The sequence below is a fragment of the Prevotella sp. E13-27 genome, from assembly GCF_023217965.1.
Lineage (GTDB): Bacteria > Bacteroidota > Bacteroidia > Bacteroidales > Bacteroidaceae > Prevotella.
Genome location: NZ_JALPSC010000001.1, coordinates 1314080 through 1338261, shown reverse-complemented (window position 1 = coordinate 1338261; position 24182 = coordinate 1314080). Strand labels below are relative to the sequence as shown.

27 protein-coding genes and 1 pseudogene are annotated in these 24182 nt (G+C 46.3%); 17 read left to right on the top strand and 11 right to left on the bottom strand.

Annotated features, from left to right (window positions below):
• Window positions 1-19 precede the first annotated feature (19 nt).
• A complete protein-coding gene (locus tag M1L52_RS05530) occupies window positions 20-625 on the bottom strand; it encodes a DUF4290 domain-containing protein (RefSeq protein WP_248613943.1) in 606 nt (201 codons plus the stop codon).
• A gap of 3 nt (window positions 626-628) precedes the next feature.
• Window positions 629-1384: a tRNA (adenosine(37)-N6)-threonylcarbamoyltransferase complex dimerization subunit type 1 TsaB gene (tsaB, locus tag M1L52_RS05525; RefSeq protein WP_248613942.1), complete on the bottom strand. Its 756-nt coding sequence runs from the start codon at window positions 1382-1384 to the stop codon at window positions 629-631.
• A 217-nt stretch (window positions 1385-1601) separates the two neighbouring features.
• On the opposite strand from tsaB, the gene M1L52_RS05520 reads away from it, so the two are divergent.
• The 4 genes from M1L52_RS05520 (at window position 1602) to nadD (ending at window position 4829) form a co-directional block, all read left to right on the top strand.
• Window positions 1602-2579, top strand: coding sequence for a hypothetical protein (locus tag M1L52_RS05520; protein WP_248613941.1), 978 nt, complete (start codon window positions 1602-1604; stop codon window positions 2577-2579).
• Window positions 2580-2728: 149 nt separating this feature from the next.
• Window positions 2729-3604: a YicC/YloC family endoribonuclease gene (locus tag M1L52_RS05515; protein WP_248613940.1), complete on the top strand. Its 876-nt coding sequence runs from the start codon at window positions 2729-2731 to the stop codon at window positions 3602-3604.
• A 77-nt stretch (window positions 3605-3681) separates the two neighbouring features.
• Window positions 3682-4257 (top strand): guanylate kinase, encoded by a 576-nt coding sequence (gmk, locus tag M1L52_RS05510; RefSeq protein ID WP_248613939.1) that lies wholly within the window; start codon window positions 3682-3684, stop codon window positions 4255-4257.
• A complete protein-coding gene (gene nadD, locus M1L52_RS05505; RefSeq protein WP_248613938.1) occupies window positions 4257-4829 on the top strand; it encodes a nicotinate (nicotinamide) nucleotide adenylyltransferase in 573 nt (190 codons plus the stop codon). The genes gmk and nadD overlap by 1 nt, the downstream gene beginning before the upstream one ends.
• Here nadD and M1L52_RS05500 read toward each other — a convergent pair.
• Window positions 4824-5642, bottom strand: coding sequence for a GSCFA domain-containing protein (locus tag M1L52_RS05500; RefSeq protein WP_248613937.1), 819 nt, complete (start codon window positions 5640-5642; stop codon window positions 4824-4826). The two genes, nadD and M1L52_RS05500, sit on opposite strands and share 6 nt — an antisense overlap.
• 84 nt (window positions 5643-5726) lie before the next feature.
• The gene (locus M1L52_RS05495; RefSeq protein ID WP_248613936.1) at window positions 5727-6491 is read right to left on the bottom strand and encodes a radical SAM protein; all 765 of its coding nucleotides are present in this window, start codon (window positions 6489-6491) and stop codon (window positions 5727-5729) included.
• A gap of 174 nt (window positions 6492-6665) precedes the next feature.
• On the opposite strand from M1L52_RS05495, the gene M1L52_RS05490 reads away from it, so the two are divergent.
• The 7 genes from M1L52_RS05490 to M1L52_RS05460 are packed head-to-tail and all read left to right on the top strand — an operon-like array spanning window position 6666 to window position 11984.
• On the top strand, window positions 6666-7547 hold the full coding sequence (locus M1L52_RS05490) for a cell division protein FtsX (RefSeq protein ID WP_248613935.1): 882 nt from the start codon (window positions 6666-6668) through the stop codon (window positions 7545-7547).
• A 52-nt stretch (window positions 7548-7599) separates the two neighbouring features.
• The gene (locus M1L52_RS05485) at window positions 7600-7851 is read left to right on the top strand and encodes a DUF3098 domain-containing protein (protein WP_248613934.1); all 252 of its coding nucleotides are present in this window, start codon (window positions 7600-7602) and stop codon (window positions 7849-7851) included.
• A complete protein-coding gene (locus M1L52_RS05480; RefSeq protein WP_248613933.1) occupies window positions 7838-8695 on the top strand; it encodes an undecaprenyl-diphosphate phosphatase in 858 nt (285 codons plus the stop codon). The genes M1L52_RS05485 and M1L52_RS05480 overlap by 14 nt, the downstream gene beginning before the upstream one ends.
• A 39-nt stretch (window positions 8696-8734) precedes the next feature.
• On the top strand, window positions 8735-9460 hold the full coding sequence (gene truB, locus M1L52_RS05475; protein ID WP_248613932.1) for a tRNA pseudouridine(55) synthase TruB: 726 nt from the start codon (window positions 8735-8737) through the stop codon (window positions 9458-9460).
• A gap of 39 nt (window positions 9461-9499) precedes the next feature.
• Window positions 9500-10642 carry a tRNA preQ1(34) S-adenosylmethionine ribosyltransferase-isomerase QueA gene (queA, locus tag M1L52_RS05470; RefSeq protein WP_248613931.1) on the top strand — a complete coding sequence of 381 codons (1143 nt, stop codon included), beginning with the start codon at window positions 9500-9502 and terminating at the stop codon, window positions 10640-10642.
• 20 nt (window positions 10643-10662) lie between these two features.
• On the top strand, window positions 10663-11076 hold the full coding sequence (folK, locus tag M1L52_RS05465; protein ID WP_248613930.1) for a 2-amino-4-hydroxy-6-hydroxymethyldihydropteridine diphosphokinase: 414 nt from the start codon (window positions 10663-10665) through the stop codon (window positions 11074-11076).
• Between the two features lie 41 nt (window positions 11077-11117).
• On the top strand, window positions 11118-11984 hold the full coding sequence (locus tag M1L52_RS05460; protein WP_248613929.1) for a DMT family transporter: 867 nt from the start codon (window positions 11118-11120) through the stop codon (window positions 11982-11984).
• 5 nt (window positions 11985-11989) lie between these two features.
• On the opposite strand, the gene nrdG is transcribed toward M1L52_RS05460, so the two are convergent.
• Window positions 11990-12499: an anaerobic ribonucleoside-triphosphate reductase activating protein gene (gene nrdG / locus M1L52_RS05455; RefSeq protein WP_248613928.1), complete on the bottom strand. Its 510-nt coding sequence runs from the start codon at window positions 12497-12499 to the stop codon at window positions 11990-11992.
• Window positions 12496-14247, bottom strand: coding sequence for an alpha-galactosidase D (locus M1L52_RS05450; RefSeq protein ID WP_248613927.1), 1752 nt, complete (start codon window positions 14245-14247; stop codon window positions 12496-12498). The genes nrdG and M1L52_RS05450 overlap by 4 nt, the downstream gene beginning before the upstream one ends.
• A gap of 140 nt (window positions 14248-14387) precedes the next feature.
• On the opposite strand from M1L52_RS05450, the pseudogene M1L52_RS05445 reads away from it, so the two are divergent.
• Window positions 14388-14483: pseudogene (locus M1L52_RS05445) on the top strand (heavy metal-binding domain-containing protein); the annotation flags it as partial.
• Window positions 14484-14607: 124 nt separating this feature from the next.
• On the top strand, window positions 14608-15495 hold the full coding sequence (locus M1L52_RS05440; RefSeq protein ID WP_248613926.1) for a Fic family protein: 888 nt from the start codon (window positions 14608-14610) through the stop codon (window positions 15493-15495).
• Window positions 15496-15762: 267 nt separating this feature from the next.
• Here M1L52_RS05440 and M1L52_RS05435 read toward each other — a convergent pair whose 3' ends face one another.
• Window positions 15763-16185, bottom strand: coding sequence for a DUF5362 family protein (locus tag M1L52_RS05435; protein WP_248613925.1), 423 nt, complete (start codon window positions 16183-16185; stop codon window positions 15763-15765).
• 566 nt (window positions 16186-16751) lie between these two features.
• Here M1L52_RS05435 and M1L52_RS05430 point away from each other — a divergent pair.
• The 3 genes from M1L52_RS05430 to M1L52_RS05420 all read left to right on the top strand — a co-directional run bounded on the left by M1L52_RS05430 (window position 16752) and on the right by M1L52_RS05420 (window position 17816).
• Window positions 16752-17045, top strand: a complete 294-nt coding sequence (locus M1L52_RS05430) for a nucleotidyltransferase family protein (RefSeq protein ID WP_248613924.1) — start codon at window positions 16752-16754, stop codon at window positions 17043-17045.
• A gap of 151 nt (window positions 17046-17196) precedes the next feature.
• The gene (locus M1L52_RS05425; protein WP_248613923.1) at window positions 17197-17391 is read left to right on the top strand and encodes a type II toxin-antitoxin system HicA family toxin; all 195 of its coding nucleotides are present in this window, start codon (window positions 17197-17199) and stop codon (window positions 17389-17391) included.
• A gap of 14 nt (window positions 17392-17405) precedes the next feature.
• A complete protein-coding gene (locus M1L52_RS05420; protein ID WP_248613922.1) occupies window positions 17406-17816 on the top strand; it encodes a type II toxin-antitoxin system HicB family antitoxin in 411 nt (136 codons plus the stop codon).
• Between the two features lie 175 nt (window positions 17817-17991).
• Here the strand turns inward: M1L52_RS05420 and M1L52_RS05415 are convergent, their stop codons facing one another.
• Both M1L52_RS05415 and M1L52_RS05410 read right to left on the bottom strand, forming a co-directional pair.
• Window positions 17992-18186 carry a hypothetical protein gene (locus M1L52_RS05415; RefSeq protein WP_248613921.1) on the bottom strand — a complete coding sequence of 65 codons (195 nt, stop codon included), beginning with the start codon at window positions 18184-18186 and terminating at the stop codon, window positions 17992-17994.
• Between the two features lie 18 nt (window positions 18187-18204).
• A complete protein-coding gene (locus M1L52_RS05410) occupies window positions 18205-19398 on the bottom strand; it encodes a hypothetical protein (protein ID WP_248613920.1) in 1194 nt (397 codons plus the stop codon).
• A gap of 968 nt (window positions 19399-20366) precedes the next feature.
• On the opposite strand from M1L52_RS05410, the gene M1L52_RS05405 reads away from it, so the two are divergent.
• Window positions 20367-21431 carry an IS110 family transposase gene (locus M1L52_RS05405; protein ID WP_248613919.1) on the top strand — a complete coding sequence of 355 codons (1065 nt, stop codon included), beginning with the start codon at window positions 20367-20369 and terminating at the stop codon, window positions 21429-21431.
• Window positions 21432-21510: 79 nt separating this feature from the next.
• Here the strand turns inward: M1L52_RS05405 and M1L52_RS05400 are convergent, their stop codons facing one another.
• Together M1L52_RS05400 and M1L52_RS05395 are read right to left on the bottom strand one after the other, a co-directional pair.
• A complete protein-coding gene (locus tag M1L52_RS05400) occupies window positions 21511-21849 on the bottom strand; it encodes a hypothetical protein (RefSeq protein ID WP_248613918.1) in 339 nt (112 codons plus the stop codon).
• Window positions 21850-21884: 35 nt separating this feature from the next.
• Window positions 21885-24116, bottom strand: coding sequence for an anaerobic ribonucleoside triphosphate reductase (locus M1L52_RS05395; RefSeq protein WP_248613917.1), 2232 nt, complete (start codon window positions 24114-24116; stop codon window positions 21885-21887).
• Window positions 24117-24182 lie beyond the last annotated feature (66 nt).

Genomic DNA, 24182 nt, shown 5'->3' with positions numbered 1-24182 from the left:
TATCTCGTTGAAGCACCGCTTACTTACGCTTCTTGCCTTTCTTTGTCTGCACAGGCTCGCTCTGGGGCTTGACCTGTTCAAAACGGAACGTGTGGAGATCTAACTGCACCGCACCGTTGGTCAGGCGTGCCATGTCATCAGCCACCTTCTCATCATCAATAGAGCCATGACCCCACTGTACGAGGTCACGCTTCATCTGGTTGGCAGTGAGACGTATAAGCTCGTCGCGCTCAGCACCATCGGGCATCTCCGTCAGGCGCTGCAGGGCTTCTTCAATCATACGACCATAATGACGCAGATGAATCTTTCCCTTTGGCAGGGGCACAGGTGTGGGCTTGGTATGCATCTTCTCGGCATTGCTTACATCAAAGGGCCAGTCGATGTCGAGTTCTCCACGACTCATAAGGTAGAGATGATCCCAGAGTGTCTGCTTGTAGTTTCCGTTCTCACGCATCTGAGGCACCTTAAACTCCATCTGCTTTACGATGGTCTTGGCGCAACGAAGACGCTCTTCACGCGAAGGGATTGTCATGGCGTGGTCAACCATGAGCTGTATCTCGCGACCATACTCGGGCATGAGCAGCGGCTCGCGCTGTGTGTTGTAGTCTAATCCTTTAATATCCATAAATCAAATCAGGGGGTTCTTTGGCATCTTTGCCACATAGTCTTTAAGATAGAACGGCTCAAAATAAGCCACATCCTCGGTCTGGCCGTTAATCAAGCGGCGTTCTGCCAAGGGCTGCATCCAACGAGCGAGGGGCTCCACATCAGGTATGAAACGCGCGTTTGAAACACACTCTTCGGGCAGACCGGTGCGTATTGTCTCCATGCATTTCTCAGCACCGTTACCGAAGAAATAGACAGGGCGCTCCATGAGCCACTCACGATAGGTGTCGCCATTGACCACATCAGCCTGCACCTGACGTACAGGACGGAGGGCACGATCGTAGAGACCTGCATAGACCTCCATTCTACGGGCATCGAGCATAGGACAGAGCAGCGGTTCTTTTTGTGATGTTCCACCTTCTTCGGATGGGTCGGGGCATTCTACCTTCTCACTCAGCAGCACCGGCACACAGAGCAGTTCGAGCGTTGGTACGGCAAGTAGCTTCAGATCACGGCCGAAACAGATACCTTTTGCCATAGACACGCCAATACGCAGGCCTGTATATGAACCAGGTCCGCAGCTCACGGCCACAGCATCGAAGGGTATGGCATGGTTATCGGTGAATGAAAGAGCCTCGTCAACCATAGTGCCAAGCTTCTCGGCTGCGCTGCCCTTCTCACCCGTGTGTTCCTCGGCATGATAGATGACGTGAGAATCTTCGCTCACAGCCACTGAACACACCGAAGTGCTTGTTTCAATATGCAAAATACAAGACATAGTCAGTTCCTTATATATTAAATAAGGTGCAAAGTTAAACATTTTCCATGAAAAGACACACCATTAACGCAAAAAAGGGAACAAAAGAGGCGAAAATGCTACAAAATTTTATACTTTTTAAAAATTTCTTTAAAAAAAATTGTTTAATTCAGAAGAAACCCATATATTTGCCGCAGTTTACACAATAAACTTTTTGTATAATTAAATCTTAAACGCAATGAAAACAATCGTAAAGTTCGCAGCAGCTGCTGCTTTGATGCTTGTATCAACAAGTGCAATGGCCCAGTATACACCTGAGGCAGGAACCATTACTACTGAAGTTCAGTTCAACCCATTTGGCAACAACTACAACCAGTTCCGTATTGACGGTCTGAAGGTTCGTTACTTCTTTAGTGAAAAGAGCGCTCTCCGCGTTAACCTTGGATTCAGCATTGGTGGCGACAACAACACTGTTAAGGAAACCTATAATAACAAGTTCGACAACGATGTAACAAGCTACATCATTAATAACAAAGAGACAGAGACAACAAGAGCTGACGCTTCATTTAAAGTTGCTGTAGGTTATGAGCACCATATCGTTAACAATGGTCGTATGAACATCTATATTGGTGGTGAGCTGGGGTATAGAGGAGAGTTCTATTCAGCTGAAATTGAAGAAAAAGGCAATTCTGATAACTATAACCTTACAACAACGGGCGCATTCAACACAATTACAGAGACGAAGAGCAATTATACCCAAAAAACGGAGTGGACTGATGGTGACGACACAGGTAATGCGTCTAACCACTCTTTCTTCGCTCAGGCATTTACCGGTTTGGATTTCTACATCTACAAGGGTCTCTATGTAGGCACAGAGCTTGGCATCCGCTTCAGCGCAACCAGCTATGTTAATCCAACATACAAGACCACTTACAACGAGAACCAGGACAATATCACAAGATATACTGGTACTGTACCTGCTGGTCTGACAGCCGTTACTGTTAACACCAAGACCAACTGGACAGAAACATCTGAAGATGGTCGCAGAATCGGCAAGATGGTTGTAAACAACCCAACAACAACTCCTGTGGTAACAGAGACTGACATCAAGACAATGACCATTACACCTACAGCAGGTGCTATTGACAACACAAGAACAACTGCAAGACTCAATGTTTACATCGAGCCAGCTATCCGTCTTGGTTGGAAGTTCTAGTTTCGATTATTCAACACAATCTGATAATGGGTGTTTCGCCGAAAGGCGAGACACCTTTTTAGTTACAGACAGGAAAAGTGGAAAAAAATTTGGCATTTTAATCACTTAATAGTACCTTTGCAACGAAGAAACAATACACAACAAATATCATGATACAATCAATGACGGGCTATGGCAAAGCTGTTGTAGCCTACAAAGACAAGAAAATCAACGTTGAAATCAAGTCATTAAACTCAAAGCAGCTCGACCTGCAGACACGCATCGCTCCGCTTTTCCGTGAGAAAGAGATGGAGATAAGGCAGATGGTTGCTGCTGCCGTGGAGCGCGGTAAGGTGGACTTCTCACTATGGATAGAGAAGGAGCAGGGTGTCGACGCCACTCCTGTCAACGCTGCACTCATGGAGATCTACTACAATCAGCTAAAGGATGCTGCAGGACGTATAGGTATCGCTGAACCATCAGAGTGGCTGCCACTGCTTACCCGTATGCCTGACGTGATGGCGAAGACAGACCAAGAGGTGCTCACCGACGAGGAATGGACAGAGGGACGCAAGGCTGTCACACAGGCTATAGATGCACTTATAGACTTCCGCAAACAAGAGGGTGCAGCACTTGAGAAGAAGTTCAATGAGAAGATAGACAACATAGAGCGTCTGCTGGCAGAGATTGAGCCTTACGAGAAGTCACGTGTAGAGAAGATTCGTCAGCGTATTGTTGACGGGCTACAACAGATTCCCGGAGTGGAATATGACAAGAACCGCTTAGAGCAAGAGCTGATATACTACATCGAGAAGTTGGATATCAGCGAAGAGAAGCAGCGTCTGACCAACCACCTGAAATACTTCCGCGAGACCATGGCCAACGGTCACGGACAAGGGAAAAAGCTCGGTTTCATCGCGCAAGAGATGGGACGCGAGATAAACACCACCGGTTCAAAATCGAACCAGGCCGAGATGCAGAACATCGTCGTACAGATGAAGGACGAGCTCGAACAGATTAAAGAGCAAGTGCTGAATGCACTGTAACCTCCCCCGCCCCATCCAAGGAGGGGAGTAAAAACAATTCAACTTCCTATTTCTTTAAACAACGAATTTTACGAAGTATGAAAGGTAAAATGTTTGTTATCTCTGCTCCTAGCGGCAGTGGTAAAAGCACAATCGTGCAGTGGCTGATGAAGGAACACCCTGAGCTGCACATGGCATTCTCTATTTCTTGCACATCGCGTGCACCACGCGGCACAGAGCAAAATGGTGTGGAGTATTTCTTTCTAACACCAGAAGAGTTCCGCGAAAAAATTGCAAAGGACGAGTTCCTGGAATATGAAGAGGTCTATGAAAACCGTTTCTATGGCACACTGAAAGAGCAGGTGGAGCGTCAGCGCGAGATGGGGCAGAACGTGGTATTCGACGTAGATGTGAAAGGTGGTATAAACATAAAGAAATACTATGGTGACGAAGCGATGAGCCTGTTCATCCAGCCACCGTCGGTAGAAGAGTTGCGCCGTCGTCTCGAGGGTCGCGCCACCGATACAGCAGAGGCTATTGCAGAACGACTTGCAAAGGCAGAATATGAGATGACCTTTGCACCACAGTTCGACCATATCGTAGTGAACGACAACCTGGAGGAGGCAAAGGCAGAGACACTGCGACTGGTAAACGATTTTCTTAAGGAGGAATAATGAAAATAGGTCTGTTCGGTGGCAGTTTTAACCCTATTCATGTGGGACATATTTCTTTGGCACGCCAACTGCTGACACTGGGCGGGCTCGACGAGGTATGGCTGATGGTTTCGCCACAGAACCCGCTTAAACAGGGAAGGAACGATCTCCTTGATGACAAACTCCGCTTTGAGATGACGAAGAAAGCATTGGAAGGCGAAAAAGGGATAAAAGCATGTGACTATGAACTGCGCCTTCCCAAGCCTTCCTACACATGGACCACACTTGAGCATCTGAAACAGGACTTCCCTAACGACACTTTTGTACTTCTTATTGGCGGTGACAACTGGGAACTATTCCCACGATGGTATCGCAGCGAAGACATTGTAAAAAAACATCAGATAATTGTCTATCCTCGTCGCGGAAGCGATATTGACCTCACGACACTTCCTCCAAGCGTAAAAATCGTAGATACAGAGCTGATGGACATCTCAAGTACAGAAATAAGAAATCGCATAAAAACAGGCGATTCTATCGATAATCTCGTCCCCAACTCCATAATTGAAGACGTCAAGAAAAATTACCGTCTATAGTCTAAAGCCGTACTTTGTCAGTAAGGCTTTTTCTTTTGCCTTTGCTTCAGTCAAGAACCGCTTATATTCCTCGCTATCGGGATTGAACGGTCGGTGACCAAGAGCCTCTTTTATTGGCTTCCACTCTTTGAGGAATGTCTGTGCAGCAGGCGACAGATAATTATCCACAAGCTGTTGCCAGATATACTCAACAGCCTGTGCTGACGGATGAAGCATATCCTCTTTATAAAACCGATAATCGCGCAGTTCGTCGAGAACAATCTCGTAGGCCGGAAAATAAGAGACAGCCTCATCGCTTTCCTTCAACAGTTTGTCAACAGCCAACAGAAGTGTTGCTTTCGACAACTGGCTCTCATGGTATCCATATTTCGCATAGCGTATGGGGCTCACGGTCAGCACAACATGAATATCAGGGTGATGACATCGCAACTTTCCTATCGCTTTTTTTAAGAAATAAACGATTTCATCGACAGCAAGCACCTCTTCAGTAAACAATCGCTGAGGACGCTTCTGACAGTTGTCAACAATCTCGCCTGTCGCATTGAGCCGATAGACATGATTAGTGCCCAGCGTAAAGAACGCAACGCGGGGAAACTCGCCGTCAACAGACTCTTCACAGAAACGCTCCACGGTATGAAGTATCGAGGCGGGATTATACATTGTACCGTAAGGATTAACAGTTGCGCGGAACCGCTCTTCCACAAACTTCTGTCCGATTCCATCGGCAAAACACGATCCAACAAAGAGCATTCGCTCCAGCGGTTCTATCTGGAACGACGGTTGGGGGATATTAACAATAGTGCGGAACTCCATAAAAAACTATATACACTCCCCCTCCCCTAGGGCGCTCGGCGCTTGCGACGCTTTGCTTGCAAAGAATGGGTTGGGGGTGGGTTTTTAATAAGATGCAGTACAAGATATGCCGGCGGCGATTACGCGGTCACGAATACCGTCAAGTTCTTCATGAGTAGCTTTCGACAGCGTCTTGTCGGGAGTCTCGCGGTCAACGGTATAGACCATCACCTGCTGTGGATGAATCGCCTTTACCGCCTCAAGCCACGGAGCAACATAATCCTCGGAAGTGTTTGTCACCTCAGGTCCATGGAAGAATATCGTCTGAATGATGATATGTCCATTGAAAGCCTTCATTCGTTCAATGATGCGGTTGACATCATATATGCCTGCAGGACGATCAACGCGCTTGATATAATCAGGCGAGACGGTATCGAGCTTAAGAATATTGTTATCAACCTTCATCAAGGCATCGTGAACACGCTCAACATGTATGAGGGTCGAGTTGCTCAGCACCGACACCTTAGCATCAGGACAATAACGGTTGCGCAAGGCAATCACATCGTCAATGATCTCAGGGAAATGCGGATGACATGTCGGTTCGCCATTACCGGCAAAGGTCAGCACGTCAGGCAGGCGCCCTTCAGCTGTCATCAGTTGCAGACGTTCTTCAAGCTTCTGAGCCACCTCTTCACGAGAAGGCATGGATAGTTTGGGACGGTGATCTTCATTGAAGCCACACTCACAATATATGCAGTCGAAGCTGCACACCTTACCGTCGGCCGGCAGAAGATTAATGCCGAGCGACAGACCCAGTCGGCGACTATGAACAGGTCCGAAGATGGGTGAAGGATAGATAACTGTACTCATAGCACGGGCAAAGGTAATAGTAAACTGCGAGAAAAAGACGGCGAAGCAGTTTTTTTTAGACTAAAAGTGTTAAATATACATAACTCGCGCATGTAAACCAATTATATACAAACTTTTATAGTGAAGAAATTACTAACTTTGCACAAAATTTGGTGTAAACGTTCCAATTAGCTAATGGAAAAACGACAAAAGACGACCCGGCGCCATCAAGGTATGCAGGCCGTGACATTGTGTATCAGCACCACCATGGTGCTTACTCTTTTAGGGCTTGTAGTACTCACTGTATTCACCACCCAGAATCTTTCTAATTATGTGCGCGAGAATCTCACTGTTACCGTGATGCTGGGCGACAGCGTTACGGCTAAGGAGAGTGTCAGCTTTGCCAAAGACCTGGGCAAGAAGCCATACGCAAAAAAGGTGGTCTATATAAGCAAGGAGCAGGCGTTGAAGGAACAGACCGAGGCGATGGGAAGCGACCCTTCAGAGTTCCTTGGTGTAAACCCCTTTGTGGCGACTATCGAGCTTAACGTAAATGCAGACTATGCTAATGCCGACTCACTACGACGCATATCGAAACAGCTGAAACGCAACAAGAGGATTGTCACCGACGTTGCATATCAGGAAGATCTCACTGAAAGCGTGAACAACAACCTGCAGAGGGCTTCGGTAATACTCCTTGCACTGGCAGTATTGCTCATCATAGTGAGCTATTCACTTATATCAAACTCAGTACGTCTGGACATCTACTCACGCCGTTTCTCCATACACACCATGAAACTGGTGGGAGCATCGTGGGGATTTATTCGACGTCCGTTCCTTAGCCGCGCCATAGGCATCGGCCTGGTGGCATCGCTACTGGCATGCGGAGTGCTTGGCGGAGTGCTATATGCCCTCTACCGCTATCAGCCAGGAGTAGAACAGGTTATCGGCGTGTTTGAGATGAGCGTCACTGCTGCAGCTGTGTTCGCCTCTGGACTGGTGATAATGCTGTTCTGCACCTTCCTGTCGGTAAACAAGTTCCTACGCATGAAGGCAGGAGAGCTTTATAAGATTTGAGAACTGAGAATTGAGAACTGAGAATTGAGAATTGAGAATTATATAAAAGACAATGGATAAGAGAAATTTTGCATTTGGACGAATGAATTTCATTCTGTTGGCAATAGGAATGGCTATTGTCATCATAGGGTTCATACTCATGGGTGGCGACGGCTCAACAGAGTCGGCCTACAATCCCGACATTTTCAGTGTACGCCGCATAAAGGTTGCACCTATAGTGTGCCTCATCGGTTTTGTGTCGATGATCTATGCTGTCGTTTATAAGGCTAAGGATAAGGAGGACGTAAAGAATGACATGGATTGAGACAATCATCATTGCCATTGTTGAAGGACTGACAGAGTTTCTGCCCGTTTCATCGACAGGACACATGATTATCACACAGAATCTTCTTGGCGTTCCACAAGGCGATCCTTTCGTTCATGCCTTCACATTCATAATACAGTTTGGCGCCATACTATCAGTGGTTTGTCTCTACTGGAAACAGTTTTTCCAGCTCGACAACTCACCTGCGCCTGCCGGCAGCAACACTTTCCAGAAACTGAAGCATAAGTTCAGCTTTTATTGGCTGCTGTTCATTGGCGTGCTTCCTGCTGTTGTCATAGGACTGCTGGCAAAGAAGTCGGGACTGCTCGACTGGCTTCTGGACAGTGTAGAGGTGGTGGCTGTGATGCTGGTAGTAGGCGGTATCTTTATGCTGTTTTGTGACAAACTGTTTAACAAAGGCACCGATGAGAACAAACTGAGCGAGAAACGTGCTTTCAACATTGGTCTCTACCAGTGTATATCGGTAATCCCGGGTGTGTCGCGCTCAATGGCAACCATCGTGGGCGGTATGACACAGGGACTGACACGTAAACGCGCGGCAGAGTTCTCGTTCTTCCTGGCTGTTCCCACTATGGCTGGAGCAACACTCTTGGACTTGCTCGACCTGCTGAAGGAAGATGCTGCATGGGCTACTACTCACAACATAACAATGCTGATACTTGGATGCGTGGTGGCTTTCATCGTGGCATTGCTGGCTATGAAGTGGTTTGTGGCTTTCCTCACTAAATACGGCTTCAAGGCGTTCGGCATATATCGCATCGTTGTAGGCAGCATAATAATCATACTGCTGCTCACAGGCCATTCTCTTGCAATGGTAGATTAATACGGACATCAACACATAACCAAACCTTAAGTGAGTGAAATGAACTTCCACGAAGGCGAATTTATCTACATAAACAAGCCATACCGCATGACATCGTTCGGCGCGTTGGCTTTCGTGCGTACACGACTGTCGAAAAAGCTGGGCGTGAAAAGGCTGAAGACAGGTCATGCCGGCACGCTCGATCCTTTGGCTACAGGAGTGCTGATACTATGCACCGGCAAGGCTACAAAGAAGATAGAAAGCCTTCAACTGCAAAGCAAAGAATACACAGCAACACTGCAACTGGGCGCAACGACGCCTTCCTACGACAGGGAGCACACCGTTGACATGACCTACCCCACAAAGCATATCACACGGGAACTGATAGAACAAGTGCTGCATCAGTTTGAAGGCGATATAATGCAGGTGCCACCGCTTTTCTCGGCTGTAATGGTTGACGGATACAGAGCATACAAACTGGCACGCAAAGGTGCCGACGTGGAACTGCAGGCAAAGCCCATACATATTGACGAGATAGAGCTGACCGACTTCAACCCAGAGACCATGCAGATGAGCATACGCGTGGCATGCGGCAAGGGCACATACATACGCTCATTGGCCCGTGACATAGGTGCAGCACTCGGTAGCGGTGCCTTCCTTACAGCACTGTGCCGCACACGTCTTGGCGACAAGCGCATAGAAGACTGCCTCACTCTTGACGGCTTCAACGAATGGCTTGAAACAGTGGACACTGAAGACGAGATGCCAGCAAAGGCAAAAGCATGAACTGCTAAGTAATGAATAAAACAAAATTATTATACATAGATGAAACTATCACAATTTAAATTCAAACTGCCAGAGGAGCTGGTGGCACTCTACCCTCCTCACCGTGCCTTCAAGAACGAAGACGGAACTGTGGACAGAATCTATAATCGCGACCAGTGCCGCCTGATGGTACTTCACCGCAAGAGCGAGAAGATTGAACTCTTCAAGAAAGATGCCGATGGCAACGACACCGAAGAGTATCTCACCTTCCGCGACATAGTGAACTACTTCGACGAGGGTGACACATTCATCTTCAACGACACGAAGGTGTTCCCAGCGCGCCTCTATGGCACAAAGGAGAAGACAGACGCGAAGATCGAGGTATTCCTCCTGCGCGAGCTTAACGAGGAGCTGCGCCTGTGGGACGTGCTCGTTGAGCCTGCACGCAAGATCCGTATTGGCAACAAGCTGTTCTTCGACGGCGACGGTCCCATGGTGGCAGAGGTTATTGACAACACCACCTCACGCGGTCGCACACTGCGATTCCTCTACGACTGCGACCACGACGAGTTCAAGCACGAGCTTTATTCTCTTGGTGAGGCACCACTGCCACGCTATATCGTGGAGCGCCGTGCCACCGAGCCCGATGACATGGAGAACTTCCAGACCATCTTCGCGAAGAACGAAGGTGCTGTCACCGCTCCATCAACAGGTCTGCACTTCAGCAAACAGCTGATGAAGATCATGGAGATCAAAGGCTTTAACTTCGCCTACCTCACCGTTCACTGTAGCCTTGGCTGCTTCGACCAGATAGAGGTGGAAGACCTATCTAAGCACAAGATGAACTCTGAACAGATGGTCATCAATGCCGACTGCTGCAACATAGTTAATGAGGCAAAGGCAAGAAACAGCAAGATATGCGCAGTAGGTGTTAGCGTTGCCCGTGCCACAGAGACATCAGTAGGCACCGACGGCTTGCTGAAGGAGTATGAGGGATGGACCAACAAGTTCCTGTTCCCACCTTACGACTTCGGACTCGCCAACAGCATGATTGCCAACTTCTATCACCCCGAGTCAACAATGATGATGGCAACAGCTGCCTTCGGAGGCTATGACCTCACCATCGAAGCCTATAAGCTGGCTCTGAAGCATAAGTACCAGTTCGGTTGCTTCGGCGATGCCATACTGATGCTCGATGACTAAGAGAATGGAGAGTTGAGAATTTGACTAAGCATAAAATATATTTAGGTTTAGGCTCCAACCTTGGCGACCGCCAGGGAAACATAAGCAGAGCCTATGCAGAGATAGAAAAGCTGATTGGCACCATTGTGCGCCAGTCAGCTTTATATGAATCAGAGCCATGGGGTTTTGAGTCTGACAACTCTTTTATCAACAGTGTCATCTGCTGCGAGACAACACTCTCACCTCACGAAGTGCTAAAAAAGGCCCAATCCATCGAACGACTGCTTGGCAGAACACAGAAATCTGTTGACGGCCACTACCACGACCGCACAATAGATATTGACATACTTCTCTATGATGACCTCACTGTCAACAAGCCCGATCTGAAGATTCCGCATCCGCTGATGCGTCAGCGCGACTTCGTAATGAAACCGCTATCAGAGATATTCAAATAATTCGTTTTTTAATTCGTTGTCTAAAGAAAAAAGAAAGGTTAATGAACGAGACGAGAAAAGGTTTTATACAGCTTCACCTGAGTGTGCTTCTGGCCGGTTTCACTGGACTTTTCGGCAAGCTCATCACACTTAACGAAGTAGATATCGTGTGGTACCGCATGCTGTTCACCACGTCAATACTCCTGGTGTTCACCGGCTTACCCAAGGTCACACTGCGTAAGTTCATACAGTTGAGCGGTTGCGGAGCGCTTCTCGGCCTACACTGGATGCTCTTCTATGGCAGCATAAAGGCATCCAACGTGAGCATTGGAGTGATATGTTTCTCACTCGTAGGTTTCTTCACTGCCATCTGTGAGCCGCTGATACTCAAGCGGCGCTTCTCTTGGATGGAGCTGCTGCTGTCGTGCATCACCGTGGCTGGCGTAATGTGCATCTTCTCTTTCGACACTCGCTACCGCTACGGCATAATGATTGGCATAGTGTCGTCGCTCGTATGTGCGCTCTATGTCATATATAACAAGAAAGCCAGCGTGGGGGTGAGAAGCCGCGATGTGCTCATGTCACAGATGTCGGGCGGTCTCATTGTCGTAAGCTGCATAATACCACTCTATCTGATGGTCTTTCCAAGCAGTCAGGCTGTAGTGGTTATCCCCGAAGGCAACAACCTGTGGTTCATGCTCTGCCACGCGCTGTTCTGCACTGTAGGCATGTACCTCTTGCAGATTCAGGCATTGAAGCGCCTTTCTGCCTTCACCGTGAACCTCAGCTACAACCTCGAGCCGTGTTATACCATTATCCTCGCGTTCCTTATCTTCGGTGAAGGTCGTGAAGTTAATTTCTCGTTCTATTTAGGCATAACACTAATAGTTCTCAGTGTCTTACTGCAAACACTGAGAACTACAAGATAATACAACTACACCGCGATGCTTGTCGGTGAGTATTTGTATTCCACCACCTTACCACGCTTCAGCGATGCCGGCACATCTATCAGCCGCTGGTTACGCGAGCCACGGAAACATAGTGTCTCGTCGCGTTCGGCCTTGACGAAAGGGCCGTCAACGAGTACATCGAGCTGTTCGAGCAGCGCACGCTGACGAGGATTTGTCATCAGAGCCTCAAAGGTAAATCCCGTGTAGCACCATATCGTTTTCTTCGTTCGTTTTCTTATCTCACGAGCCAGCTCAGCAAAGCCTTCCGGCTGATACATTGGGTCGCCACCGGAGAAGGTGACGTTAGCATAGGGGTCGGCCTCGATGACTCTCATTATATCCTCTGTTGACATGGCATGTCCGCCATCGAAGTCCCATGACTGTGGATTATGACATCCCTTACAGTTATGGCGGCATCCTGCACAATAGATAGACGTGCGGAAACCTGGTCCATCGACCATCGTATCCTCTATTATCGACAATACTTGTATCATTTCAATATTTTCTTACCATTCTTTATTACTACTGCATGCTGCATATTGTCGGCATCTACCTCACGACCGAGAAGACTAAATGCTCTGTCATCATCGCGGTTATCCGACTCTGTTGCATTGATGGCTGCTGATGCCGACTTGTTCTTCAGGAGAATATAGTCTATATCGGGCATCCAGTTCGAAGGATTAGACAGTCTTATCACATTACGTCCTTTCTCCAACTGAATGGTAATGTTTCGTGTGGCCACCTTGTCCCAACCACCAGAGTTACAGGAAACGGTCTGCACCTTCTGTCCGTTCACGCTGATGGTAATGTTTCTGTTCGCGCCACATATATAAGCTATGGTAAGCTGATAAGTGCCACCTTCAAAACTATACACATCGCGCCACTGTAGGTCGTTCTTTTCGCTAAATCCCAGCCATCCTGCTTTCAGACCCGCAGAGCAGTAAGAAGCATACTCATATATTCCCGTCTTCTCTGACTGGTTATTCTTTATCTCCTGATAGTCGCTTATATAGGCAGTCTCCGCCTCATAGCGCGTGCGCTCCAACCGCGTTTCAGCATTCGCAACATAGATACGGGTACCATGGGCAGGCACCGTCACCTCATAGCTATCAGTGAACTCGCCGAGGTCTTTCTTCTGGAACACGTCGCGCAGGGTCACCTGTCCTGCCAGATCCAGGGCTTTGAAACTAACGTTCACCGTCTTGCTTGCGTCAGTAGAGTTATAGACGGCAAAGGCACGCTTCGTTCCGTTACGCTTTTCTATGTCCTTCACCAAGATATAGCACTCATTGTTAAGGGCTGCTACATAAGCCTGCTGGTAGAGGGTGTCCTGGTTCAGTGCTATTAGTTCCTTGTTCTTCAGCAATAAGAGTGCCGATGACTTTATGTTTGTCATGTCGCATCCTATGAGCAGCGGTGAGTTCATGATGCACCACATGCCAAAATGGGTCTTGTCCTCCTCAGTTGTCATGGAACGTCCCACCTCAAGCATATCCATATCGTTGAAGTGCCCCTCGCTGCTATAAGCCGCGAGATACAGGTTCTCAGCAAGTATTCCCTTTACTGAAGCCCATCCGTCGTAGATGTCGCCAGTTGTACGCCAAGAGAAGGCAGCATCGTCAACCCATGTGCCAGGATAAGCCCAACGGCAGGCGTTCATGCGCACATCCGTTCTACCAGTATTGGCAATAGCTTGTGCAATGGATGTATATCGAGCTTTCTCGTCAAGCACCAGATGGTCCTCGTTGTGATAGTACGAACCACCACAGAAGTCCACCTTTATAAAGTCGAATCCCAGCTCCTTGAAGAAGAAATCTGCATCTTGCTGGTCATGTTCATAGAGTCCCACTCCCTTGCCTATCACATCGCCATTGAACATGCTGCCACAGGTGTTACGGCCTGCATCGCTATATATGCCTGCCTTCAAGCCCTTGCTGTGGATATGGTCAACGATGCCCTTCAGACCGTTAGGGAAACGTGTCGGGTGTATCAGCAGCTGACCTGTCTCCTTATCCCTGCCTCCAAAATAGCCGTCGTCAATATTTATGTGGTTGAAGCCAACGCTCTTCAGTCCCTTCGACACCATTGCGTTAGCCTGGTTACGTATGAGCTCATCATTGATGTTCACTCCGTAGGTATTCCAGGAGCTCCACCCCATAGTGGGACCGTTCTGCGCCGTCACAGGCATGACGCAACAGGACACGACACCACACAAAAATGCAGCAAAAACAGTTCTTTTCATGATTATTGATTGTCTCTTTTTCAATGATGTTGCAAAGGTAGGGATATTTTTCTTTCCCAAGAAAGATTCTTTGCAAAAGAAAATATAAATAATGTAAACATCGCTGTTTAACACTTTTTCCTTCTTTTTCTTTGCGAAAAGATGCCATCGTAGGCGTCGATATAGACTACGAAACCATTGGTGCCAAGGGTTCTATGCTCATGGTCGCTGTCAGCGGCACTGCCGTAGTAATCTGATTGCTGATTAGCGGAACGATTCCGCTGATTCGTAACAAAACTGTCCAAAATCTTGCCGGTATCGGCAAAAAGTAGTACATTTGCAACAGAAAAAGAACTACGAACTTGCCGATAGAAGAAAAAGATGGAGTATATATCAGTCATACAATTTGCTGAGAAGTACGGAATTTCTGAACGAACTGCCCGCAATTACTGTGCGAGCGGAAAAATAGAAGGTGCGTTCTTAACAGGAAAAACCTGGAATATTCCAAGCGATGCCATGCTTCCCAAACGAAGAGCATCCACAGGAAAGATCTCGCCCCTGCTGGCAGCCCTAATGGAACAAAAGTCTTCAAAGCTGAAAGGCAATATCTATCATCGTACGCAGATTGACTTGACCTACAACTCAAATCATATTGAGGGTAGTCGTCTGACTCACGACCAAACACGCTATATTTATGAAACAAACACTATAGGCGTTACTGACAATGCCGTCAACGTGGATGATATCATGGAAACCGTCAACCACTTCCACTGCATAGACTATATCATAGACCATGCAGAGGAGAAAGTGACAGAAGCGTTCGTCAAGCAACTGCATCTATTGCTTAAGACAGGAACATCCGATAGTCGAAAAGATTGGTTCACTGTTGGTGACTACAAGCGATTGCCAAATGAAGTAGGTGGACAGGAAACATGTCCACCAGAACAGGTTCATCAACAGATAAAGGCATTGCTTAGCGACTACAATCATAATAACAATAAGACGCTGGAAGACATTCTCAATTTCCATGTACAATTCGAACGCATTCATCCTTTCCAAGACGGTAATGGCCGAATAGGCCGTTTGTTGATGTTCAAGGAATGTCTGGCCAATAATATCGTGCCATTCATTATCACGGACGAACTCAAAATGTTCTACTATCGCGGCCTACACGAATGGGGGCATATCAATGGCTATCTAACAGACACATGTCTGACAGCCCAAGACCAATACAAAGCCCTGCTCGAGTATTTCAAGATAAGGTATTAAATCACTAAACATTATCCGTTAAAGCGAGACGCCCACCACTACACTTAGCACATGGCGTCATCAATTAGAGAAGATTTCCTTTAGTTCAGCATTTGTGTGAACAAGCTCTACGGTTTTGTCAGTCCCCTCTGCATAATAGCAATATCCGAGATTCTTTTTCTGCATCAATAATCATCTGAAAGAAGGCTCCGAAAATCACACTTTTTCTCATACTCGTTTCGTTTTAATGGTTATTGATGTTATTTTTTTCACCGGATTCTAGAGCAATTATATAAAAGCAATTGCTGCGATAAAGATCAATGCATATAATGCCAGTATAATGATAGTTAAGATACCTATAAATTGAAAGAGTGATTGTAACCCTTCAAAGCCTTGCGCCAAATCTTCTTTCTCGTTGTAAAGACAGGCAGACTTCGTTGAGTTCGCAAACTGGAATCCCTTCAGAATCGGATAAATGTAAATAGCACCAAGAATTATATACGCAAAACCTGCGGCACTCGCATACGGAATAGTGCTAAAACTGGATCCCCCAAATAATATGATAATTCCAACCAACAGAATAAGTCCTGCACTAATACTACCAACAATGCACAGGAACTTTGCCCAATTTGCAGCAGAAATCAGGTTAGCTTTCATACCCTCATCGACAGTCATTTCAGTCATTTCTTCATTTAAAATTTCCTCATTCATAGTTTTATTGTTTTAGTTAAAGATAATATAATATGTTGCAAAAAAAGTAAAAGGAAGTATTTGCCCCTCTTTATTGTTTTTTAGTTGTTGGAATATATCATTTTCAAGATTACATCGGCAAAATTACAAATATTATTTGGTTCTGCAAGGAAAATACAGTTTTTTTATTGTTATCTATCATTGATTTCGCCTTCTCGGCCCATCAAGCGCATGCTAATTGAGAACAATTGTATTTCGCATTCAGAACAAAGCAAAAAACTCCTAAACAACTTTAATACGCTTTATAAATAAAACCGTCGATATCTATTTGAGATGTCAGCGCCTGTCCCTCTGGCATCATTGAAACGAATTTCCATAATTGGGTTTAATTTGAGCTACGAATATGGCTATGATGAATCAGGGTGACGGTTCCACTGACTCATTACTTTTTTTATTCACAAACAAGTTTTTCTCTGAATCGCTTTGCGGTTCGGTTTTTTCTTTCTATCTTTGCCACGTGCATCTTGGTGCACAGACATTTTATTTGCTCATTTGAGTTCGATAGTGAAAAATGAAAGGACTGGAACATGAAGACTAGATCGGAAATAATTCAATTGCTTGGAACATTTAAACCGAGGGCAGTAAACCATTACGGACTAACTCGAATTGGTGTTTTTGGTTCTGTGGCACGTGGTCAGCATACGGAGAATAGCGATGTAGATGTTTGTTACGAAGGCGCTCCATTGTCATTACTTACAATAGACCATATGCAACAAGAGCTACAACATCTTTTAGGATGTAATGTAGACTTGGTAAGGATGCGTGACAATATGAACGCATTATTGAAACAAAGAATTCAAAAAGAGGCGTATTATGTTTGATTGCGAATTAGTTCTTGATAGTTTAAAGAAGAAAAATGGGGACTCCGAATTCTATTTATCTTAAAGAGTATTAAAAAGAATACTTTTTTTGATGATTTGTTTGCAAAATGGTATTCTTTTTATTACCTTTGCACCAACATATAGTACAAACATGAAAGCATATAAGGTTATCGAAGTCATCAAAATGCTTGAAGCTGACGGATGGGTCCTTGTAGCCACCAAAGGTGACCATCGACAATATAAACATCCTCAGAATAAAGGCAAGGTGACTATCAGAGGACATAAGAATGAGGTGTTAAGCCAATTTCTCTTGAATAGTATTTGGAAACAAGCAGGTTGGAAATAATAAAAGGAAAGGATATGGAAAAAATTATTGTAAATGTTTCATGGTGTGACAAGAATTTTGGTGCAGCTCTGAGCGAGAATGTACCTGGTGCAGTAGTTGTTACCGCTAAAGCGTACGACGAACTGGTTGATGAGGTGCGCGAAACCCTCAACTTCCATATAGAAGGAATGATTGCTGATGGCGACGATGTACCTCAGTGGCTTCGCGATGGCGACTACGAATTCGAGTACCATCTGGATGCAGCTGCATTGTTGCAAATGTGCTCTCCTTATGCCTCCATTGCTGCTATCAGCCGTGTGTCTGGTATCAATCAGCACCAGCTAAGCCACTATGCTAACGGCATTAAGAAGCCTCGTCCAGAGCAACGCCGTCGCATTGTTGAAGGTCTACACAAAATAGGCCGTGAACTTATTGCTATAGAATAATACTTATCCATAGAAAGACAACGGCAGGCTCGTCACTTGAAGCCTGCCGTTTATTATCAGCAAAACACCCATCCCGTGCTTCCTCTCAGGTGCTTACCCGATAACTTGCAATGACACAGGTAAGCGCGCTAAAAAAGAGTGCAGGGATGGGTGAAAAGTTTGAATCTATCAGTGGTTATTCTTCGTCGTCCCAGATGCTACTGTGACCTTTGCGAGAGAAGAATTCACCATTATAATCATCAGTATTTGTAACGATGATGGTGGCATTGCTTTCGCCGGTTTCAATTTCGTTACCTGATGAGCCTGACAGTATGGTAGTACCTTTTATAAAAACGATACGCAGTTCGGGTTGTATATAGTTCTTTTTCATAAGTTATCCTCCTTCTGATTATTTTACCACTATCTTTTTCCCATTCACTACATATATGCCTTTCTTGCCATTGCGCACCTGCTGTCCTTGCAGGTTGTAAGCGCGAGGTGCTTTAGAGCCGCCCTTGCCAAGAATCTCATCGTCTACTATCTGTGCCAGTCCGCCAATGTCTGTTGTTTCATCATCACCATCTATAACAATGATACGTGCTTGGGCTCCTGTAGGCAGTCCTGTGAGGTAGGCTCTGTAGCCTTTCATCCATGCGCCACTACCACCCTTTGCCAGTTTACCGTCAGAAGTGACACCGTACTTTCCTACCAATGAGCCTGCTGGCATTGGAGCATAAGTGCCTTGGAAAGTGATGCCATTGGCTGGAGTTGAAGGATTTGCGGAGTATGTTACTTCAATATTTGTAAGGTTTAATGTCACTTGTTCACCGGAAGCATTAGGTGCGTTAACTAGCATTGGGGTATTTGGTTGAATATATCCCGAACCAGATATAGCCGTAAAAGTCAATGTGTTTGAAGAATAGCTAGAAAGTGTATAAGCAGACCATCCTGTCCCAAAGATGGAATTCATATGATTTACACTCCAAGTTCTCAACTGAAATGGCATACAGATAGTATTCCAACCATTTTTTGCCGTGTATTTTACAGTAACAGTTGGGATAGAAGTCGCTACCGTTAAAGAAGAAAAATCGGTAGGAGTCCCTTCATCCAGAGTTAACGAAGTAATAGGATCCAAAATCTCTATCTTCTGTATTGCTGCATAACTACCAGTAATTTTCAGATAGTACGTATTGGCACTTGTGTTTCTATAAATTAATTCATAAGCATTGTCCGTGTCAACACGTATTTCTGATGTATATTCTTTAGCAACCTTATCAAAAGATCCAGTCGAAGATGTATAAATTTGTATTCTTGCACTGGTTGTTCTCGTGCCTCTAACAGTTAATACTAATGTTTGATTTGGAGCAAAAATGGCAGATTCTGATATCAGATTATAAGGTGTCCATGTGTTGGTTCCTACAATTTCATTATTAGCTATTTTAGTATCCGAACCAGTCCATCCTGTAGGAATAGTCCCTTCGCCATTATAAATAACATCATCTGCCTCCGCAGCAATTCCTCCCCAGCTCATCAGGGCGGCAACAAGAGCAATCTTAGTGAGAAGGCTCTTAGAAAGTAAGTAAAATTTTTGTGTCATATACATAATTGTTTAGTTAGTTTTCTCAACATTCGCTTTTTAAGCTGGAAGGGAAAGCACTTGAAGTGTAGAGACACAAAAAACGCAGACCCAACCAAATTCCTGCCAGGCCTGCGACAGCCCCTATACATTTATGGTGAAGTCTGCGTATAAACGCAGCTTCAACAATGTATAGGTTCTTGCTCGTAAAAATCCCTTTCGAGGTCGCAGTTCGGCAGGAAAATTGAGCAATTAAAAAGAGATGTATTCATCACAATCGACCCTTAGGCCGCTTTTGCACTCCGTTGGTACTCAGGCGTTTCACGGAGCCTTTGCAAAGAATACGCTCGCAAAGTTACAAATATTTTCTAATGTAGCAACATTTTTAGTGAATAAAATCCAAAAATACGCGATTTTTTGCCTTTTGAAAAACGGGGACGGTTCCGATTATCCACTTAGACTATCAGAAATAGAGCGGAGTAACGGTTAAAAATGCTTCTTAGCCGGATTAAAATAGTTAAATCTGCGGCACGGATTACATAATCTGCGTCGCAGATTTAATAATCTACGTCATGGTTTTATAAATCTGTGACACAGATTTAAGAATAATAGTCTGTCTTGATGAGAATTTCTGACTGCATCCGAATCAATAACGGTCAGAATCTGAAAATAATTGTGACTATGTTAAGCTGCTATAACGGAAAAGTAGTATCTTTGAAAAAATGGGGACTCTAATTTTGCGCTCTGATAGAATATATCAGTGAAGAATTTGCTTTATCACGGCCAAATCCTTACCTTTGTTGTCAGAAGGAGGAAGAGGCCGACAGGAAAGGGAAACTATCCGTGGGACAACAGTCCTTTAGAGTCTATGAACCGTCTTAGTCCTTCCTGCTTAGTTGCGAAGTCCAGATAGAATGCCAGCGGCATAATAGCCTATTTAGAGTCCAAGACCAGACAACTATTGGCCAATTCCTTCATTTTAACGGTACAAAGGTATGAAAAAAATCTTTATTGGCATCGATTTCTCGAAAGAAAAGTTTGATGCGACCCTCATTCAGGCAGAGGGACTGAAGGAATGTGCCCCTAGCGTGCACGAAGTGTTTGACAACAAAACATCAGGCTATCGTCGTCTGGCGAAGTGGGTGAAGGCTCATGCAGAGGGCTTTGCGGCAGATTCCTGGCTCTTCTGTGGGGAGAATACCGGTGGGTATAGTATCGGGCTTAGCAACTATCTTTATGCCTCGGGCTATGACATGTGGCTGGAGTGTGCCTACAAGATCAAGCACTCTGCAGGTATCCAACGTGTAAAGAACGACAAGGCTGACTCACGGGCCATCGCAGAGTATGCTATGCGTAACTACGACAAGATGATACTGCACAAGCCTCAGAGTGCCTCGCTAACTTGTTTGAGAGAGATATTCCTTTATCGTCACAGCCTTGTCAGGCAGAAGGTAGCACTGACGGTCAGAAGAGACGAGAAACGTCTCACACAGGAGAAGTCGGATGCCAGAGCTTTTATGTCTTTTACCAGCAAACACCTTATTACAGAGGTAAACAAAGCCATCGCGAAATGTGACCAGAAGATTAAGGAAATCATTGCCTCTGATGACGAACTCAGGGAGATCTTTGGCATCATCACCTCCATGCCAGGCATTGGAGTGCAGAATGCGACGTGCCTGATGGTCTATACGGACAACTTCCAGAAATTTGACCTAGACTCAAGGAAGATAGCCTGCTATTATGGTATTGCTCCATTCGGACGACAATCGGGCACTAGCGTCAACAGCAGGCCTCAGGTCAGTCCTTTTGCCAACAGGAGGATTAAGTCCTTACTCTCGCAAGCGGCACTGGCGGCAATTAAGTTTGACATAAACGTACACAGCTATTATCAGCGGCTCATAGAACGAGGCAAGCATCCGTTGCTGATACATAATAACATCAAGAACAAGATGCTGCACATCCTCGTGGCAATGGTCAGAGATCGGGTAAAATACAATCCCGATAACGTGTATAGAACGAGTAACGAGGTAAGCCTAGCTCCTCAAGTGTTAAATATATAGTTAAATATCAATCAATGTTTGGAATTTAGCATAGAATGCGGTTCCGGAAAAAAATGGGGACGGTTCCGAATTATCCGAATTATCCATCAACAACAAGTGCTGTGTCGCCTTCCATATGTGCCGACACTTGCCGAGGCTCTACGGCAGGCTTCTCTCCGATGCCATAATGCTGAATCATGTGGCCTATATCACTGCGGCGCTTTGCCCAATCGGCAAAGCTCGCCACGCCCTCCAGCGCATCAGGCAGTTCTCTGATGACTGGCAGCTTCTCCGGCTCTGGCATCAGTGGCTTTGCGAAGTTGCTTCCTGTGTTTTCTACGTCATACACGAGGGGACACTTCGCTCCCCCATCCTGAGCCATAGCAGCTGTCGCTAACACTGGCAGCAACAACGCAAAGAGAAACCTTTTATTCAACATAGAATCGAAGGAGCTGACAAAAAGCTTATAACCAATTAGAACAATGTCTGCTCACCGTCGTCAATGTGAGTAACGCGGTCATTGAGCTCAGCCAGCTTGCCACTGTTCCAACGGTCGGTCGTTCCTACGAGGTAGCCGGTGATGCGCTGCAGCTTGTCGATGTTTGTTGAGCCGCACTTCGGACAAACCTTAAGGCCTGACTGTGCATTCTCATAGCCGCAGTCCATGCAGCGGTTGCGGTTGTGGTTAACAGAGCCATAGCCCATATTAAGACGGTCCATCATGTCAACAACACTCATTATCACCTGTGGATTATGAGTTGCGTCACCATCAATCTCTACATAGAAGATATGTCCGCCGCGTGTGAGGTCGTGATAAGGAGCCTCAACCTCGGCCTTATGGCGTGCAGAGCACTTGTAATAGACTGGCACGTGGTTAGAGTTGGTGTAGTAGTCACGATCGGTAACTCCTGGGATGACACCGAACATCTTTCGGTCGCGCTTGGTGAAGCGGCCTGCCAGTCCCTCTGCAGGCGTAGCCAAAACAGAGTAGTTGTGATGATAGCGCTCGCAGAAGTCGTTGACGCGGTCGCGCATATAAGTAACGATCTTCAGACCTAACTCCTGTGACTCCTCGCTCTCACCATGATGCTTGCCTGTCAGAGCAACAAGACACTCTGCCAGTCCGATGAAGCCTATTCCGAGGGTGCCCTGATTGATGACGCTCTCTATGGTCTCGTTTGGTCCGAGCTTGTCGGCACCTATCCACAGGCTTTTCATGAGCAGTGGGAACTGCTTCACAAGGGCTGTCTTCTGGAACTGGAAGCGCTCGTCGAGCTGCTTGGCAGCTATCTCAAGCATGTCATCGAGGTTTGCGAAGAACTTTGCTATGCGCTCTTCCTTGTTCTCAATATTCATACACTCGATGGCAATCTTCACGATATTAATAGTAGTGAACGAGATGTTACCACGTCCGATGCTGGTCTTTGGTCCGAAGCGGTTCTCAAACACACGTGTGCGGCAGCCCATCGTTGCCACCTCGTGCAGGTAGCGCTTAGGATCGTCAGCCTGCCATTCTTCTGACTGGTTGAACGTTGCGTCGAGGTTAAGGAAGTTGGGGAAGAAACGACGTGCAGTAACCTTGCATGCCAGCTGATAGAGGTCGAAGTTGCGATCCTCGGGCAGATAGTTCACGCCACGCTTCTTCTTCCAAATCTGTATGGGGAAGATGGCTGTCTCGCCACCGCCTACGCCTTCGTAGGTAGAGAGCAGCAGCTCGCGCATGATGCAGCGTCCCTCGGCACTGGTGTCTGTTCCGTAGTTGATAGAAGAGAAGACTACCTGGTTACCGCCACGAGAGTGAATGGTGTTCATGTTGTGGATGAAAGCCTCCATGGACTGGTGAACACGGGCAACGGTCTTGTTGATGGCATGCTGACGCACACGGTCAACACCAGTCAGTCCATCGAGCGGCTGCTTCAGATAGTCCATGAGGGGCTCCTCGTAGAGAGCGCTGTAGTCCTCGCCATTGAGGTCTTCAAGATTCTTCAGTTCCTCAATGTATGACAGACGGACGAAAGGTGCCAGATAGAAGTCGAAGGCTGGTATGGCCTGTCCGCCATGCATCTCATTCTGTGCGCACTCCAAAGAGATGCAAGCCAGCACAGATGCTGTCTCGATGCGCTTTGCAGGGCGCGAAGCACCATGTCCGGCAATGAAGCCGCAGTTAAGGATATTGTCAAGTGGATGCTGAACACAGGTGAGTGACTTCGTGGGATAGTAGTCCTTGTCGTGGATGTGCAGATAGTTATGCTCTACTGCATCGCGCACATCCTGTGAAAGAAGATAATCGTCAACAAAAGGCTTTGTAGTCTCTGAAGCGAACTTCATCATCATGCCGGCAGGTGTGTCGGCATTCATGTTCGCATTCTCACGAGTGATGTCATTGTTCTTCACGTTAACAATGTCGAGGAAGATGTCACGAGTCTTTGCCTTTCGTGCTATAGAACGCTGGTTGCGATAGGCAATATACTTCTGTGCCACGTCCTTGCGCGCACTCTTCATCAGCTCTACCTCCACGAGGTCCTGAATAGCCTCAACGGTCATCTGTGACTGTCCGCGCTGTGCAATGTGATCTGTTATGGTGTTGAGCAATCGCTCATCCTCACCTTTCTCTGTTGCCATCATGGCTTTACGAATTGCTGCCATGATTTTTTGCTCATTAAAGCCGACGACGCGACCGTCGCGCTTTACAACTGTCTGTATCATAATAAATTAAAGGAATATTTGTTTTTGTATCGAAATAACACTTGTGCAAAGGTACTAATAATCTCG

Bases quoted from the DNA above. Each gene is read 5' to 3' on its own strand.
- M1L52_RS05530 (WP_248613943.1), bottom strand. From the start codon at position 625: ATGGATATTAAAGGATTAGACTACAACACACAGCGCGAGCCGCTGCTC.
- tsaB (WP_248613942.1), bottom strand. From the start codon at position 1,384: ATGTCTTGTATTTTGCATATTGAAACAAGCACTTCGGTGTGTTCAGTG.
- M1L52_RS05520 (WP_248613941.1), top strand. From the start codon at position 1,602: ATGAAAACAATCGTAAAGTTCGCAGCAGCTGCTGCTTTGATGCTTGTA.
- M1L52_RS05515 (WP_248613940.1), top strand. From the start codon at position 2,729: ATGATACAATCAATGACGGGCTATGGCAAAGCTGTTGTAGCCTACAAA.
- gmk (WP_248613939.1), top strand. From the start codon at position 3,682: ATGAAAGGTAAAATGTTTGTTATCTCTGCTCCTAGCGGCAGTGGTAAA.
- nadD (WP_248613938.1), top strand. From the start codon at position 4,257: ATGAAAATAGGTCTGTTCGGTGGCAGTTTTAACCCTATTCATGTGGGA.
- M1L52_RS05500 (WP_248613937.1), bottom strand. From the start codon at position 5,642: ATGGAGTTCCGCACTATTGTTAATATCCCCCAACCGTCGTTCCAGATA.
- M1L52_RS05495 (WP_248613936.1), bottom strand. From the start codon at position 6,491: ATGAGTACAGTTATCTATCCTTCACCCATCTTCGGACCTGTTCATAGT.
- M1L52_RS05490 (WP_248613935.1), top strand. From the start codon at position 6,666: ATGGAAAAACGACAAAAGACGACCCGGCGCCATCAAGGTATGCAGGCC.
- M1L52_RS05485 (WP_248613934.1), top strand. From the start codon at position 7,600: ATGGATAAGAGAAATTTTGCATTTGGACGAATGAATTTCATTCTGTTG.
- M1L52_RS05480 (WP_248613933.1), top strand. From the start codon at position 7,838: ATGACATGGATTGAGACAATCATCATTGCCATTGTTGAAGGACTGACA.
- truB (WP_248613932.1), top strand. From the start codon at position 8,735: ATGAACTTCCACGAAGGCGAATTTATCTACATAAACAAGCCATACCGC.
- queA (WP_248613931.1), top strand. From the start codon at position 9,500: ATGAAACTATCACAATTTAAATTCAAACTGCCAGAGGAGCTGGTGGCA.
- M1L52_RS05460 (WP_248613929.1), top strand. From the start codon at position 11,118: ATGAACGAGACGAGAAAAGGTTTTATACAGCTTCACCTGAGTGTGCTT.
- nrdG (WP_248613928.1), bottom strand. From the start codon at position 12,499: ATGATACAAGTATTGTCGATAATAGAGGATACGATGGTCGATGGACCA.
- M1L52_RS05450 (WP_248613927.1), bottom strand. From the start codon at position 14,247: ATGAAAAGAACTGTTTTTGCTGCATTTTTGTGTGGTGTCGTGTCCTGT.
- M1L52_RS05440 (WP_248613926.1), top strand. From the start codon at position 14,608: ATGGAGTATATATCAGTCATACAATTTGCTGAGAAGTACGGAATTTCT.
- M1L52_RS05435 (WP_248613925.1), bottom strand. From the start codon at position 16,185: ATGAATGAGGAAATTTTAAATGAAGAAATGACTGAAATGACTGTCGAT.
- M1L52_RS05430 (WP_248613924.1), top strand. From the start codon at position 16,752: ATGAAGACTAGATCGGAAATAATTCAATTGCTTGGAACATTTAAACCG.
- M1L52_RS05425 (WP_248613923.1), top strand. From the start codon at position 17,197: ATGAAAGCATATAAGGTTATCGAAGTCATCAAAATGCTTGAAGCTGAC.
- M1L52_RS05420 (WP_248613922.1), top strand. From the start codon at position 17,406: ATGGAAAAAATTATTGTAAATGTTTCATGGTGTGACAAGAATTTTGGT.
- M1L52_RS05415 (WP_248613921.1), bottom strand. From the start codon at position 18,186: ATGAAAAAGAACTATATACAACCCGAACTGCGTATCGTTTTTATAAAA.
- M1L52_RS05410 (WP_248613920.1), bottom strand. From the start codon at position 19,398: ATGTATATGACACAAAAATTTTACTTACTTTCTAAGAGCCTTCTCACT.
- M1L52_RS05405 (WP_248613919.1), top strand. From the start codon at position 20,367: ATGAAAAAAATCTTTATTGGCATCGATTTCTCGAAAGAAAAGTTTGAT.
- M1L52_RS05400 (WP_248613918.1), bottom strand. From the start codon at position 21,849: ATGTTGAATAAAAGGTTTCTCTTTGCGTTGTTGCTGCCAGTGTTAGCG.
- M1L52_RS05395 (WP_248613917.1), bottom strand. From the start codon at position 24,116: ATGATACAGACAGTTGTAAAGCGCGACGGTCGCGTCGTCGGCTTTAAT.